Annotated in this window: 15 protein-coding genes; 9 read left to right on the top strand and 6 right to left on the bottom strand. The window is 66.6% G+C overall.

Annotation, left to right across the window (positions count from 1 at the left end; genetic code table 11):
* Positions 1–4: 4 nt before the first annotated feature.
* Both ACSYS9_RS06555 and ACSYS9_RS06550 read left to right on the top strand, forming a co-directional pair.
* On the top strand, positions 5–874 hold the full coding sequence (locus ACSYS9_RS06555) for a hypothetical protein (protein WP_071228449.1): 870 nt from the start codon (positions 5–7) through the stop codon (positions 872–874).
* A 113-nt stretch (positions 875–987) separates the two neighbouring features.
* Positions 988–1,947 carry an acetyl-CoA carboxylase carboxyltransferase subunit alpha gene (locus ACSYS9_RS06550; RefSeq protein ID WP_032128332.1) on the top strand — a complete coding sequence of 320 codons (960 nt, stop codon included), beginning with the start codon at positions 988–990 and terminating at the stop codon, positions 1,945–1,947.
* 330 nt (positions 1,948–2,277) lie between these two features.
* On the opposite strand, the gene ACSYS9_RS06545 is transcribed toward ACSYS9_RS06550, so the two are convergent.
* A complete protein-coding gene (locus ACSYS9_RS06545; protein WP_049399558.1) occupies positions 2,278–2,733 on the bottom strand; it encodes a CopD family protein in 456 nt (151 codons plus the stop codon).
* A gap of 149 nt (positions 2,734–2,882) precedes the next feature.
* Here ACSYS9_RS06545 and ACSYS9_RS06540 point away from each other — a divergent pair, with 149 nt between their 5' ends.
* A complete protein-coding gene (locus ACSYS9_RS06540; protein ID WP_032128334.1) occupies positions 2,883–3,473 on the top strand; it encodes a class I SAM-dependent DNA methyltransferase in 591 nt (196 codons plus the stop codon).
* A gap of 93 nt (positions 3,474–3,566) precedes the next feature.
* Positions 3,567–4,874 (top strand): polyhydroxyalkanoate depolymerase, encoded by a 1,308-nt coding sequence (locus tag ACSYS9_RS06535; RefSeq protein WP_071228450.1) that lies wholly within the window; start codon positions 3,567–3,569, stop codon positions 4,872–4,874.
* 214 nt (positions 4,875–5,088) lie between these two features.
* On the opposite strand, the gene ACSYS9_RS06530 is transcribed toward ACSYS9_RS06535, so the two are convergent.
* Together ACSYS9_RS06530 and ACSYS9_RS06525 are read right to left on the bottom strand one after the other, a co-directional pair.
* Positions 5,089–6,078 carry a sensor domain-containing protein gene (locus ACSYS9_RS06530; protein WP_071228451.1) on the bottom strand — a complete coding sequence of 330 codons (990 nt, stop codon included), beginning with the start codon at positions 6,076–6,078 and terminating at the stop codon, positions 5,089–5,091.
* A complete protein-coding gene (locus ACSYS9_RS06525) occupies positions 6,075–6,440 on the bottom strand; it encodes a PadR family transcriptional regulator (RefSeq protein WP_032128337.1) in 366 nt (121 codons plus the stop codon). Before ACSYS9_RS06525 ends, ACSYS9_RS06530 begins: the two co-directional genes overlap by 4 nt.
* A gap of 136 nt (positions 6,441–6,576) precedes the next feature.
* Between ACSYS9_RS06525 and ACSYS9_RS06520 the strand changes: the two genes are divergently transcribed.
* Together ACSYS9_RS06520 and ACSYS9_RS06515 are read left to right on the top strand one after the other, a co-directional pair.
* Positions 6,577–7,479, top strand: a complete 903-nt coding sequence (locus ACSYS9_RS06520) for a peptidylprolyl isomerase (protein ID WP_071228452.1) — start codon at positions 6,577–6,579, stop codon at positions 7,477–7,479.
* A 302-nt stretch (positions 7,480–7,781) separates the two neighbouring features.
* The gene (locus ACSYS9_RS06515; protein ID WP_143048198.1) at positions 7,782–8,027 is read left to right on the top strand and encodes a hypothetical protein; all 246 of its coding nucleotides are present in this window, start codon (positions 7,782–7,784) and stop codon (positions 8,025–8,027) included.
* Positions 8,028–8,066: 39 nt separating this feature from the next.
* Here the strand turns inward: ACSYS9_RS06515 and ACSYS9_RS06510 are convergent, their stop codons facing one another.
* A complete protein-coding gene (locus ACSYS9_RS06510; protein ID WP_071228453.1) occupies positions 8,067–8,939 on the bottom strand; it encodes a DMT family transporter in 873 nt (290 codons plus the stop codon).
* Positions 8,940–9,054: 115 nt separating this feature from the next.
* Here ACSYS9_RS06510 and ACSYS9_RS06505 point away from each other — a divergent pair, with 115 nt between their 5' ends.
* Both ACSYS9_RS06505 and ACSYS9_RS06500 read left to right on the top strand, forming a co-directional pair.
* Positions 9,055–9,999 carry a LysR substrate-binding domain-containing protein gene (locus tag ACSYS9_RS06505; protein WP_071228454.1) on the top strand — a complete coding sequence of 315 codons (945 nt, stop codon included), beginning with the start codon at positions 9,055–9,057 and terminating at the stop codon, positions 9,997–9,999.
* A 68-nt stretch (positions 10,000–10,067) separates the two neighbouring features.
* Complete coding sequence (locus tag ACSYS9_RS06500; RefSeq protein WP_005415831.1) at positions 10,068–10,361, top strand: hypothetical protein; 294 nt, start codon at positions 10,068–10,070, stop codon at positions 10,359–10,361.
* Between the two features lie 31 nt (positions 10,362–10,392).
* Here the strand turns inward: ACSYS9_RS06500 and ACSYS9_RS06495 are convergent, their stop codons facing one another.
* Both ACSYS9_RS06495 and ACSYS9_RS06490 read right to left on the bottom strand, forming a co-directional pair.
* Positions 10,393–11,172, bottom strand: coding sequence for a DUF4349 domain-containing protein (locus ACSYS9_RS06495; protein ID WP_177179510.1), 780 nt, complete (start codon positions 11,170–11,172; stop codon positions 10,393–10,395).
* 32 nt (positions 11,173–11,204) lie between these two features.
* Positions 11,205–11,561, bottom strand: a complete 357-nt coding sequence (locus ACSYS9_RS06490; RefSeq protein ID WP_046983156.1) for a GFA family protein — start codon at positions 11,559–11,561, stop codon at positions 11,205–11,207.
* Between the two features lie 113 nt (positions 11,562–11,674).
* On the opposite strand from ACSYS9_RS06490, the gene ACSYS9_RS06485 reads away from it, so the two are divergent.
* The gene (locus ACSYS9_RS06485; protein WP_071228455.1) at positions 11,675–13,483 is read left to right on the top strand and encodes a DUF885 domain-containing protein; all 1,809 of its coding nucleotides are present in this window, start codon (positions 11,675–11,677) and stop codon (positions 13,481–13,483) included.
* The last annotated feature ends 49 nt before the right edge of the window (positions 13,484–13,532 follow it).

Here is a 13,532-nt window from a genome sequence, read left to right as displayed (position 1 = left end):
GCCGATGAAGACCCTGCTGTTCCCGTTCGCCGCCGCGCTGGCCCTGGCCGCCTGTTCGCCCTCGAAGGTCGAGTTCCAGATCGACAACCCGACCGACACGCCGCTGGCACTGAGCATCGATGGCAAGGACCTGCCGGTGGCCGCACAGGGCTCGCGCCCGATTTCGCTGGCCGTCGGCGAACATCGCCTGCACACCGAAAAGCTCGGCGACGTGCGCTTCATCGTCTACGTCGACGGTCGTGGTGGCCTGATCAACCCGACCCTGAGCGAGTACGTGATCGCCCGCGAGATCTACGTCACCGACGAGAGCAAGGTGAAGAACTTCGGCACCGGCAAGGCCGGCATCGAGCTGGGCGGCGTCGACTTCGAAGGCCCGTTCGAGAAGCGCCACGACCTGTTCATCGACAAGACCTGGACCTACGGCGTGCGCGAACCGTTCCCCAAGGAAAAGGTGGTCGCCCACGTCGATTCCAGCGGCGGCCAGATCGTGGCCAAGGTGTTCACCGCGCCGGACTTCATCGCTTACGTGGAAGAAGGCATGGGCGAGCCCGGTGCGTTCAAGCGCGAGCAGCCGGCCGGCTACGTGGCCCCGGCGTTCAGCCTGGAACCGGCCCCGGCCAGCCTGCCGGCGCTGGTGCCGGCCTTCGAGGCGCATGCCGCGCCGCTGCGTGAGGTCTATGCGCGCTGGCTGAAGGCCACCGCCGCCGATGAACAGAAGGCCCTGCGCAAGCAGGACTTCGCCGCGCAGATGGCCTTCACCTCGGCCACCGCCACCCTGGGCAGCGGGCTGGGCCGGGAGGCCAACGAGGCCTACAACGACTTCGTTTCCCAGCGCAGCCAGCTGATGGGCCGCAGCGCCCTGGTGGTGCCCTGAGCTGACTGGCGCCCCCTGCCCGGCTGCGCTACCGTCGCCTTCCAGACGAAGGCGTACGGGTGGTTTGCACGCATTCGGCTAGAATTCCCCTCTTCTTTACACGACGGCTTCCGATGAATCCGAACTACCTCGACTTCGAGCAACCCATCGCCGACCTGGAAGCCAAGATCCAGGAACTGCGCAACGCCAGTGCCGGGCCGGCGGTCAATGTCGAGGCGGAAGTGCACGCGCTGCAGGACAAGCTGCGCATGCGCACCGCGCAGATCTTCCGCAACCTGACCTCGTGGCAGGTGCTGCAGCTGGCCCGTCATCCGTCGCGCCCGTACACCGCAGACTACCTCCGCGTCATGTTCGATGAGTTCCAGGAGCTGGCCGGCGACCGTGCCTTCGCCGACGACAAGGCGATCATGGGCGGCCTGGCACGCATCAACGGCCGTGCAGTGATGGTGATCGGCCACCAGAAGGGCCGTGACACCAAGGAAAAGATCAAGCGCAACTTCGGCATGCCCAAGCCGGAGGGCTACCGCAAGGCCCTGCGCCTGATGAAGATGGCCGAGCGCTTCGGCCTGCCGGTGCTGACCCTGATCGACACCGCCGGCGCCTGGCCGGGCATCGATGCCGAATCGCGTGGCCAGTCCGAAGCGATCGCACGCAACCTGATCGAGATGGCCGAACTGAAGGTGCCGATCATCTGCACCGTGATCGGTGAAGGTGGCTCCGGCGGCGCGCTGGCGCTGGGCGTGGGCGACCGCACCGTGATGCTGGAGTACTCGGTGTACTCGACCATCACCCCGGAAGGCTGCGCCTCGATCCTGTGGAAGGACGCCGGCAAGGCCAAGGATGCCGCGGAGCAGCTGGGCCTGACCGCCCCGCGCCTGAAGAGCCTGGGCCTGGTCGACAAGGTCGTGCGCGAGCCGACCGGTGGCGCCCACCGCAACCCGACGCAGATGGCCAAGCGCCTGAAGGCGGTGCTGCTGAACGAACTGGACGCGCTGGACAAGCTGTCCACCGAGCAGCTGCTGGAACAGCGCTACGCCCGCCTGCGCAGCTACGGCACGTACGAAGCGGCCTGATTCATCGGCTTGTTACTTTCTTGCTCGTGCAAGAAAGTAACCAAAGAACACGCCGCCGAACGCGAGCCGGTGCCGTGCACCGGTTCCCTGCGCTTCTCGGTGAATCAGGGGACGGCGCGCAGAAGTCAGCCGACTAGCAGTCGGCACTACAGGACATCAGCGCCTCTTCGCCCCTGTTTCACCTGCGATGCTCGGCTCGCTCATGGCGGACCTGAACATCAAAAGCCACAGCTGCACCCAGTAGATCCACGCCACGCGTGGATGCCTCTGCTTTGGCGAAGAATCACGCGAACCCGTAGAGCCAAGCATGGCTCTACGGATAGCGGGATCTCAGAACGGCTTGGCCAGCACCAGCCACACGATCGGGATGAAGGCCAGCAGCGGGATCTCGTTGATCCAGCGCAGCGCGCGCGACGACGGCAGCGCCCTGCCCTTGGCCACGCCCTTGAGCAGGCGGCCAATCCAGATGAAATACGCCAGCAGCAGCACCACCAGCCCCAGCTTGGCATGCAGCCAACCGGCGCCGCCCGAGGCAACCATCGTCGGGAAATCCGGAATGACCTTGTAGCCCAGCCACAGCACCAGGCCCAGCAGGAACGCCAACCCGAACATCGAGTGGCCGAAGCGGTACAGGCGCAGGCCCATCAGCTGCAGGCGCTCGGTCACCGCCGGCTGGCCAGCGGTCTCGGCCAGGTTCACCAGGATGCGCGGCAGATAGAACACCGTCGCCATCCACGCCACCACGAACACGATGTGGAAGGTCTTGACCCAGTAATAGCTCTGCATGCGCTCGCTCCGGCGGCTGGCGTAGGTTGGCGGCCATTCTCGCATGCCGTGGCCGGGCCACCCCACGCGCCAGCGCCGCGACACATCGACGCATGGCACGCCGCAACGCCGTACGATAAGCGCCGTTTTCCCCGATCGCGCACCGCCCCATGGACAAGACCTACGACGCCGCCTACTTCCAACGCTGGTACCGCCGCGCCGACATCGGCGGCAGCGCCCGCCTGGCACGCAAGGTGGCATTGGCTGTGGCCAGCGCCGAGTACTACCTGGAGCGACCGATCCGCAGCGTGCTGGATATCGGCTGCGGCGAAGGCGCCTGGCGCGCGCCGCTGCTGAAGCTGCGTCCGAAGGTCGAATACCTCGGCTTCGACAGCAGCGAGTACGCTGTGCGCCGCTACGGCCGCACCCGCAACCTGCACCTGGCCCGCTTCGGTGATTTCGCCTGGCTGCGGCCCTGCGCCCCGGTCGACCTGCTGATCTGCTCGGACGTGATGCACTACGTGCCCGACCGTGAGCTGCGTGCCGGACTGGCCGGCGTGGCGGAGCTGACCGGCGGCGTGGCCTTCCTGGAGACCTTCGCCGCCGAGGACGCGTTCGAGGGCGACCACGAGGGCTTCCAGGCCCGCCCGGCACGCTGGTACCGGCGGACGCTGGCCCGGCACGGTCTGCAGCCGGTAGGGTCGCATTGCTGGCTCGGCCCCGCCCTGGCAGGCGATGCGGCCGCGCTGGAACGGATGTGAATCCGGATTCATTATTTTCAGCCAACTTAACCTGCGGGACACCCGGATGGGATATGCTGCGCGGCAACATATGACCATACATATTCGGTCGTCATGCTCTATCAACTGCACGAACTGACCCGCAACCTGCTCGCCCCCTGGGTGCACCAGGCCCAGGCCAACGCCAGGTTCTTCGCCAACCAGGGCCACTGGTGGTCGCAGATGCCCGGTGCTGATCGCCTGGCGGCGGTCAATGAACTCTTCCATCGCATCGGCAAGGATTACGAGAAGCCCGAGTGGGGCATCAACGAAATCGACGTCGATGGCGAGCGCGTGCCGATCGTCGTGCACGAGGAAGTGAGCAAGCCGTTCTGCAAGCTGCTGCGCTTCAAGCGCCACAGCAATGAGGCCGACCAGCTGCACACGATGCTCAATCAGCCGTTCGTGCTGGTGGTGGCGCCGCTGTCCGGCCACCATGCCACGCTGCTGCGCGATACCGTGCGCACGCTGCTGCGCGACCACCGCGTGTACGTCACCGACTGGATGGACGCGCGCATGGTGCCGTCCAGCGAAGGCGAGTTCGGCCTGGATGACTACATCGCCTACATCCAGGAATTCATCCGCCACCTCGGCGTGGAGCGCCTGCACGTGGTGAGTGTGTGCCAGCCGACCGTACCGGTGCTGGCCGCGGTTTCGCTGATGGCCAGCCGTGGCGAGCCGACGCCGCGCACGCTGGTGATGATGGGTGGCCCGATCGATGCACGCTGCAGCCCGACCGCAGTGAACAACCTGGCCACGCAGAACCCGCTGTCGTGGTTCGAGAACAACGTCATCCACACCGTGCCAGCCAGCTATCCCGGCGCCGGCCGTCGCGTGTACCCGGGCTTCCTGCAGCACGCCGGTTTCCTGTCGATGAACCCGAGCCGCCACTTCAGCTCGCACTGGGACTTCTACACCGACCTGGTCAAGGGCGACCTGGAAGACGCCGACGCGCACCGTCGTTTCTACGACGAGTACAACGCCGTGCTGGACATGCCGGCCAAGTACTACCTGGATACCATTTCCGTGGTGTTCCAGGACTTCCTGCTGCCGCGTGGCGAGTGGGTGGTCAACGGTGAGAAGGTCGATCCGTCGGCGATCCGCGACACCGCGCTGCTGAGCATCGAGGGTGAGCTGGACGACATCGCCGGCCTCGGCCAGACCGAAGCCGCGCAGGCGCTGTGCACCGGCATCGACGCTGGCCGCCGTGAGCATTTCATCGTCGAAGGTGCCGGCCACTACGGCATCTTCAGCGGCCGTCGCTGGCGCGAAGTGGTGTACCCGAAGGTGCGCGATTTCTTCGCCGCGCATGCCGAAGCACCGGCGGCGAAGGTCACGAAGAAGAAGAGTAACGTCACCCCGTTGCGGCGAAAGGCGGGGTAACTCGCCCAGGGTGGGTGCCGACCTTGGTCGGTATGCCCTGGTAGATGCCAACCTTGGTTGGCGCTCTACCCTGAATCCCGGTATCTGAAGGATTGTGCCAACCAAGGTCGGCACCTACCAAAGCGAATTCCGCCAAGCGCCCCTGCACTGATGGATCGTGCCAACCAAGGTTGGCACCTACCAGAGCGAAGCCTACCGAAGCGTGGATTCCCGCTTACAGCCGCACGAGCAGGTTCTTGGCGATCAGCCCGTGCAGTTTGCCGATGCCGCGTGCCAGATGCATCGTCAGCAGCAGCAGCAACGCGCCCACGGCGGCAACCACGATCGCCACCAGCGGCGAGGCCGCCATCGGCAGCACGTTCACGCCGTCGACGTACACGCCCGGAATGTCACCACTGAAGATCGCTGCGACCGGCGCCCAGATCAGGCTCAGCGACAGCGACAGCAACGTCACCGCGATGGTGAAGTAGATGACGCCCAACGGCAGCATCAGCACGAAATACAGCAGGGTCAGCCAGGTGCGGCCATCGGTGAACATGTCGCCGATGCGCTGCAGCCACGTGCGGCTGCGGTCGGTGTAGGGCGGGCGGCGCGGCATGCGCTCGCCCAGCAGCGCTTCCACCAGCCGCCCTTCCAGCAGCGCCAGCCCGCGCACCGAGCCGAAGAACAGCACGGTCAGCGGAATGCCGATGATCAGGATCAACAGGCCCAGCGACAAAGACAGGCCGGTCACCACCCAGGTGAAGAAGAAGATGCCGGTGGCCAGCGACAGCAGCATGTAGAACAGCGCACCGTAGGTGTGCGGGTCGGTCACCACGCCAAAGAAGCGCGCCAGCAGGGAGCGCTGCACCGGCGCCGGCGGCGGCGCGGCAGGCTCAACGCCACTCGCTTGCGCGGCCGCACGCAGCATCGGCGCGGTATCCGCACGCGGTGAGCGCAACGCACGGTTCACCGTCACTTCGGTCTCGCGGTAGATTTCGGCTACCTCGTCCGGCGCACCGTAGCTGCCGGCAACGTCGGCGATCACCTCGGCCTCGCTGCGGCCGGGCTGCGCCGCCAGCTCCGAGCGCAGGTATTCCTCGGCGTCGTACAGCGCGTCCTGCACCATCGCCGGGTCGGCGCCTTCCAATGCCGCGCGCAGCTGCGCCAGGTACTGCGGGATGGTCGTGGGCAGGGCTCGGCCTGCCAGGCTCGGGTCGTTCATTGCGGTACCCCCTCCAACACGGAATCGACGGAATCGCGTGTGGCCTGCCAGGCTTGGCGCCATTGCGCCAGCACCTCGCGGCCACGTTCATTGATGCGGTAGTAGCGCCGCGGCGGCCCGCTGCTGGACGGCTCCACATGGCTTTCAAGCAGGCCGGCGCCCTCCAGATTGCGCAGCACCGGGTACAGCGCGCTCTGCTTGCCGCTCAGCACGCCCTCGCCCACCCGCTCCAGCTCCTTGGCGATCAGGTAGCCGTACAGCGGCTCCCCAGCCCGGGCCAGCACCGCCAGCAGGGCCAGCGACACCGTTCCAGCGCTGAGTTCCTTCTGGAACTTCTTCAGCTGGACATCGTCCTCGGACATGACCGGCCCTCCACTACGTTGAAGTCCACAGTAGTGCGAAGTTCGGTATAGCGAGTGTGTCGTTAGTCACTCTGCCGGTTGGCGTGGCCGGGCCGCTCACGCAGAATCGAAGCCTCGTTCATGTTCCGGGGTTCCCATGCCGCACCGCCGTCGCCTTGCCCTGACCGCCATCGCCCTGTCCTGCCTGCTGCCCGCCATGGCCAGTTCGGCCACGCCCTACCGCAGCCCGCAGCAGATCCTCGACGCCTCGGCGGCCAGCGACTGGCGCACCCCGGATCCGGCCAACCTGCTGTACATGGACCTGCCGGCTGGGCGGGTGATCATCGAGCTGGCGCCGCAGTTCGCCCCGCGCCATGTCGCCAACATCCAGACCTTCGCCCACGAGCACTTCTGGGACGGCACCAGCATCTACCGCTCGCAGGACAATTTCGTGGTGCAGTTCGGCGATGCCGACGCCGATGACGCGGCCAAGGCCAGGCCGTTCGGCAGTGCGGCGCGCAAGCTGCCGGCCGAGTTCGAACGCGCCAGCGCCGGCCTGAAGGTCAGCGTGCTGCCGGATCGCGATGGCTGGGCCGCGCAGACCGGTTTCGTCGACGGCCTCCCGATCGGCCAGGACCCGCAGGCCGGCAAGGCCTGGCTGGCGCACTGCTACGGCATGCTCGGCGCCGGCCGCAGCAATGAAGAAGACAGCAGCATCGGCGCCGAACTGTACGTGGTGACCGGCCAGTCGCCGCGCCAGCTGGACCGCAACATCACCCTCGTCGGCCGCGTGCTGAAGGGCATGGAGCTGCTCAGCGCGATCCCGCGCGGCCCGGCGCCGATGGGTTTCTATGCCGACCCGAAGCTGCGCACGCCGATCGTGTCTATCCGCCGTGCCAGCGATGTGCCGGTGGCCGAGCGCACGTCGATCCAGGTGCTGCGTACCGACTCGAAGACGTTTGCCGATACTGTCGAAGCGCGTCGCAATCGCGTGGATGATTTCTACAAGCGCCCGGCGGGGCATATCGATCTTTGCAATGTTCCGGTGCCGGTGAAGTAACGCCGTCGCGGGTTCTGCGCGTGGCGCGTGCTGAAGGTGCTTCATCGTTCATGGGCGTCACTTTTCTTTTCGCGCGAAAAGAAAAGTAACCAAAAGAAACACGCCGCCAGGTCGCGAGCCGCCGTGCTTCGCACGCCGGTCCCCTGCGCTTCTCGGTGAATCAGGGGACGGCGCGAGGAAGTCAGCCGACTAGCAGTCGGCTCTACAGGACATCGCCGCCTCTTCGCCCCTGATTCCCCTGCGATGCTCGGCTCGCTCAAGGCGGACTGGAAGGTCAAGATCAACGGCAAAGGCATCCACGCATGGCGTGGATCTACTGGGTGCAGCTGTGGCCTTTGATCTGGGTCCGCCTTGAGCGAGCCGAGCACCGCAGGTCCGGCGAGGGCGAAGAGGCGCGGGTGTCTGAGCGCAGCGAGTTCCCGCGCCGTCCCTCGACGGGCCGAGGAGCGCAGGGTACCGGTGCGCAGCACCGGCTCGCGACCTGGCGGCGCGTTTCTTTTGGTTACTTTTCTTTGCGTACAAAGAAAAGTAACGCCCATGAACAATGAAGCACCTTCAGCACGCGCCACGCGCAAAACGCCAACGCATCAGCCCTTCTGACTCACCGCCACGCTACCCAGAATCAACGCACCCGCAATCAGCATCTGCAGCGTCACCGGCTCACCCAGGAACAACCACGCGAACGCAGCGCCGAACAGCGGAATCAGATAGGTCACGGTCGACGCACGCGACGGGCCGATACGGCCGATCAAACGATAGAACATCAGGAACGCCAGCCCGGTGCAGGCCACGCCAAGCGCGATCGCTGCGCCCCAGGCCTTGGCCGGAATCGCCGCCTGCGGCCAATGGTTGACCGCCATCGGCAGCATCCACAGCGAGGCACACGACAGCGTTGCCGCCGCCGCGGCCGCCGACGGCAGGCCGGTCATGTGCCGCTTCACCAGGTTCACGCCCAGGCCGTACAGCAACGAAGCCGCCGCACCGGCCAGCACCGCGGTGCCGATGCTCAGGCCGGAGACCTTGGCCGTGGCCAGCACCACCACGCCGGCGAAGCCGACCAGCAGCGCCCCGGCACGACGCATGCCGATCTTCTCGCCGAAGAACAGGAACGCGATCAGCGCGGCGAACAGCACCGTCATCGCATTGCAGATCGCACCGATCGCGGCCGGCGCCTGCTCGGCGGCATAGGCGAACAGCACGAACGGCAGCGCCGAGTTGATCAGGCCGATCGGTGCCAGCCACAGCCAGCGCCGCGGCGGGAACTGCGCGCGGGCGCGCCACAGGAACGGCAGCAGCACCAGCGCGCCCAGCACCAGCCGCACCTCGACCAGCGCGAACGGGCCGAACGACGGCACCGCCACCCGCATGAACAGGAACGAGCAGCCCCAGATGGCGCCCAGCAGGGTCAATTCCAGCGGCGTGCGCCAGTCGCGCTCGGCCGCCTGTGGGACCGCATTCATGCCCTGCCTCCGTCCATCGTCTGTTCCTCGCCAAGGCAGACAGGATCGGGCGCAGACGCCCGCCGCACAAGCGCGTAGTATCGCTGCCAGCCACAAATATGGTTTGAGGCTGGACATGCAGCTACGCCCTTCCCTGCTCCCCGCACTGGCCGTGTTCGCGGTTGCAGCGCGCCACCAGAACTTCGCCCAGGCCGCCCAGGAGCTGCACCTGACCGCCAGCGCGGTCAGCCACCATGTGCGCCGGCTGGAGGAGGTGCTGGAAACCCGGCTGTTCCTGCGCCACGCCCGCGGCGTGCGCCTGACTGCCGAGGGCCGGCAGCTGGCCGACGCCGCCAGCGCCGCCTTCTCCGATGTCGCGGCCGTCGCCCATCACCTGCAGCCGGATGCCGACAGCGTGCCGCTGCGGATCACCACGCTGCGCTCGCTGTCCTACTGCTGGCTGTTGCCACGGCTGCCACGCTTCACCCAGGCCCATCCGCACATCCGCATCGAACTGCACACGGGCAGCGGTCTGGACCGCTACGACGACAACGGTCCGGAGGTCGGCATCCGCTATGGCCTGGGCCAGTGGCCAGGCCTGCGTGCACAGCACCTGATGGATGACTACCTGTTCCCGGTGGCCTCGCCGGCGCTGGCCGGGGTCGAAACGCTGGTCGATCCGGCGCGCATCGCCGACCTGCCGCTGCTGACCGATCTGTCGCCGCAGGGCTGGCGCGACTGGTTCCGCCACGCGGGTGTGCGTCCACTGTCGCCGCTGCCGCCGATGCATACCTTTGCCGACAGCACCGATGCGATGCGTGCCGCGGTGTACGGCATGGGCACGGTGCTGGCACGCACCCACATCGCGCAGCCCTACCTGCAGCGCTACGAGGTGGTACGCCTGCCCGGCCCGGCGCTGAAAGCGCGCTATGCGTATCACGTGGTGCATGCCGAAGGGCAACCGCCGAGCTACGCCGCGCGCCTGTTCATCGACTGGTTGCTGGAGCAGGCGCAGGACGAACGCACGCCGATTCCCGCATTGCCGGACAGCCTGCTCGGGCGCCCGGCCACGCACGGCTGACTGCGCCCTCACCCGTTCTTTGCTTCACGCTGGCTAGGCTGCTCGCGAACCCACAACGTACCTATGCCATGGCCATGCTGCGACTGCGCATCACCGGAACCGAAGACGACGCCCGTGCCATCAGCGACCTGCTGCTCGGCCTGGACGGCATCGAACATGTCGAGGAAACCGACGACCTGATGCCGCACATGGACGACGACGATTCCAGTTCGGCCGGGCTGTCCGATGACATCGGCCCGGGCATCCACGAACTGGAAGTGGAAGTCGGCAATGAAAGCACCGCGCAGAAGGTGCGCGATGCCGTGCAGGAACTGGCACTGGAGCTGGACGTGTTCGTCGAGTACGAGACCGACGAGGGCTGATGCCGGCGGGTTGCCGGCATCAACCTTCACCTCAGAGGCTGGGCGGCAGCCTGCGGCGGCGGCGACGCCACCACGCCCGCACACCCCAGGCCGCGATCAACGCCAGCACCGCTACCGGCAACAACGCGGCGGCAGCGCGGATCAGGAACGCCACGCTGGTGCTGAGGATGCTGCCCGATTCACTCAGCGCTTCGCCGATCTCGCTGCGGCTGCGCTGGCCCGAGGTGGTATCGAAGTGCATCGTGACCAGCTGGGTATCGATGCGGCGGCGTTGCTGCGCCGAATCCTTGTTGGCCTGTTCGACGCCCGCTTCGATCTCCGACAGGCGCGTGGTGATCGCCATCAGGTCCTCGATCTTCAGGTCCTTGCGATCCTGGTAGGACAGCAGCCGCGCGTGTTCCTTCTCCAACCGCGCCTTGGTCAGTGCGGTGTCGGCGACCTGCTGCGCGAGATCTTCGGCGCGCGTGTTACGCGACTGCAGCGTGCCCCCCTCACCGGCCATCGCGATCAGTGGCTCGGTGCCCTTCGGCGCGATGCGTACCTTGACCTCACCGCTGGGTTGCTCGCCACTGCGTTGATCGACCTGCAGCACCGCGCAGTCACCGAACTTCGCGCTCTGGCAGGCCTGCGCCACCTGCTGGATGCGCACAGCGATCTGCGCCGCTTCCAGCTGGATCTGCACGTCATGCTCGTAGGCCAGGAACGCACCTTCCGGCGAAGCGACAGCAGCATCGGCAGCGGCCGCACCCGCCTCCTGCGCCCTCTCGCCGTTCTTGGCACAGGCCGCCAGCGCCAGCAGCAGCACCGGCATTGCCACCACACGCGTCCACGCGCGCAGCGGCGTCACAGTGCCGCTCCGTCGTAGGACATCACCGCCAGCGTGGCCAGGTCCACCTGCGGTACGCAGCGCACGTTCACCGCCACCATCGGCGTACCGGTGCGCGGGTCCACCGCTTCGCTGTAGGGGGCAACGCCGCACTCGCGGCAGTGGTGATGATCGATGTGGGCTTTGTTGAAGTGGTAGGTGGCCACGTCCGCGGGATTGGTGCTCAGCTGGAACGCCTCGCGCGGGGCAAACCACAGCAGGCTGCCGCGGCGACGGCACATCGAGCAGTTGCAGTCGATGACGTCGCTGATCGGCGCCTCGGCCTGTACGGTGAATGCGATCCTGCCGCAATGGCAGCTTCCCTGGTATTCCATGTCCTGCGCTCCGCTGGAGGGTCCTTGTCAGTGCCCATGGTAATCCTATGGCACGGGGACAAAGCAGCCCCGGAGGCCTATGCTCGGGAATTGACCCCAGTACAGGAACGCCGATGCGCCCGCATCTTCTTGCCTTCGCCCTGGTCGCCGCCCTGGCCGGTTGCCAGCCGGCCGACGCCCCGACCAACGGTTCCACCCCGGCCGCCAACCAGCAGGCCGGTGACGCGGCTGTTGATGCCGCCTTCGCCGACCTGTCCAAGCGCGCCCTGGACACCTGGATGCAGCTCTCGCCGGTCAGCGCCACCCAGATCGGTGACCACCGCTACGACAGCGAGATCGACGACCTGAGCGCCGCCGGCCAGCAGAAGACCCTGGCCGCCTACAAGGCGCTGCTGGGCGAGCTGGACAAGATCGAGGTGGCCAAGCTGGGCCGCGAGAACCAGGTGGACGCGGCGATCCTGCGCAACCAGCTGCAGTCGGAAATCTGGAACGCCGAAGTGCTGCAGTCCGGCAAGTGGGACCCGCAGCTGTACAACGGCATCGCCGGCAGCGCGATTTACGGCCTGATGGCGCGCGAGTTCGCGCCGCTGCCGGAGCGCCTGAAGTCGGCCACCGCGCGTATGGAAAAGCTGCCGGCGATCTTCGCCCAGGCGCGCGAGAACCTGGATCCGGCCCGCGTGCCGAAGATCCACGCCGAGACGGTGGCCAAGCAGAACAAGGGCATCCTCAGCATCGTCGATACCTTCATCACCCCGCACATCGGCGAACTGCCGCAGGCCGACCAGCAGCGCCTGCAGGCCGCCATCGATGGCCTGAAGAAGGCCGTGGACGAACAGCAGACCTGGCTGGACAAGACCCTGGTGCCGAACGCCAAGGGCGACTTCCGCATCGGTGCGGAAAAGTACGACCAGAAGCTGAAATTCGCGCTGAACTCGTCGCTGTCGCGCCAGGAGATCGGTGAGCGAGCACGCGCCGAACTCAAGCGCGTGCGCGAAGACATGTACGGCATCGCGCAGACCGTGCTGAAGGACAAGCCGGGCGCACCGGAGATGCCGGCACAGCCGACCGACGAGCAGCAGCAGAAGGCGATCGAGGCCGCGCTGGAGCTGGCCTACGCCGACAAGCCGGCACGCGACAAGGTCGTCGACGATGCCAAGGCCGCACTGGAGCAGTCCACCGCATTCGTGCGCGAGCACGACCTGATGACCCTGCCCGACGCGCCGGTGGACATCATCCTGATGCCGGAATTCCAGCGTGGAGTGGCCGTGGCCTACTGCGATTCGCCGGGCCCGCTGGACAAGAACCTGAAGACCTTCTACGCCGTGTCGCCGATTCCGGACGACTGGAACGACAAGCAGGTCGACTCGTTCCTGCGTGAGTACAACTCGCGCATGATCCACCTGCTGAGCATCCACGAAGGCACCCCGGGCCACTACCTGGAAGGCTGGCATTCGGCCAAGTTCCCCTCCACCCTGCGTGCGGTGCTGCGTTCGGGCCTGTTCGCCGAAGGCTGGGCGGTCTACACCGAGCGCATGATGCAGGAGCAGGGTTACCTCAACAACGACCCGCTGTTCCACCTGGTGCAGCTGAAGTTCTACCTGCGCACGATCTCCAACGCGATCCTCGACCAGGGCGTGCACGTGGACAACTGGGATCGCGAAAAGGCGATGCACCTGATGACCCACGATGCCTTCCAGCAGGAAAGCGAAGCCTCGGGCAAGTGGGTGCGCGCGCAGCTGACCTCGGCACAGCTGCCGACCTACTTCGTCGGTGCGCAGGAACACTTCGACACCCGCAAGGCGATGCAGGACAAGCTGGGCGACAAGTTCAACCTCAAGGCCTATCACGACCAGATGCTGTCCTACGGCGCGCCGCCGGTGCGTTTCGCACGCCAGCTGATGCTGGACCAGCCGATCGAGTGATCGCGCAGATGTGAGTTGGAAACGGAACGGCCCGGGGAAACCCGGGCCG

This window comes from Stenotrophomonas sp. STK17_22, assembly GCF_051983905.1.
Classification (GTDB): Bacteria; Pseudomonadota; Gammaproteobacteria; order Xanthomonadales; family Xanthomonadaceae; genus Stenotrophomonas; species Stenotrophomonas maltophilia_A.
This window is presented reverse-complemented; position numbering and strand designations above follow the sequence as displayed.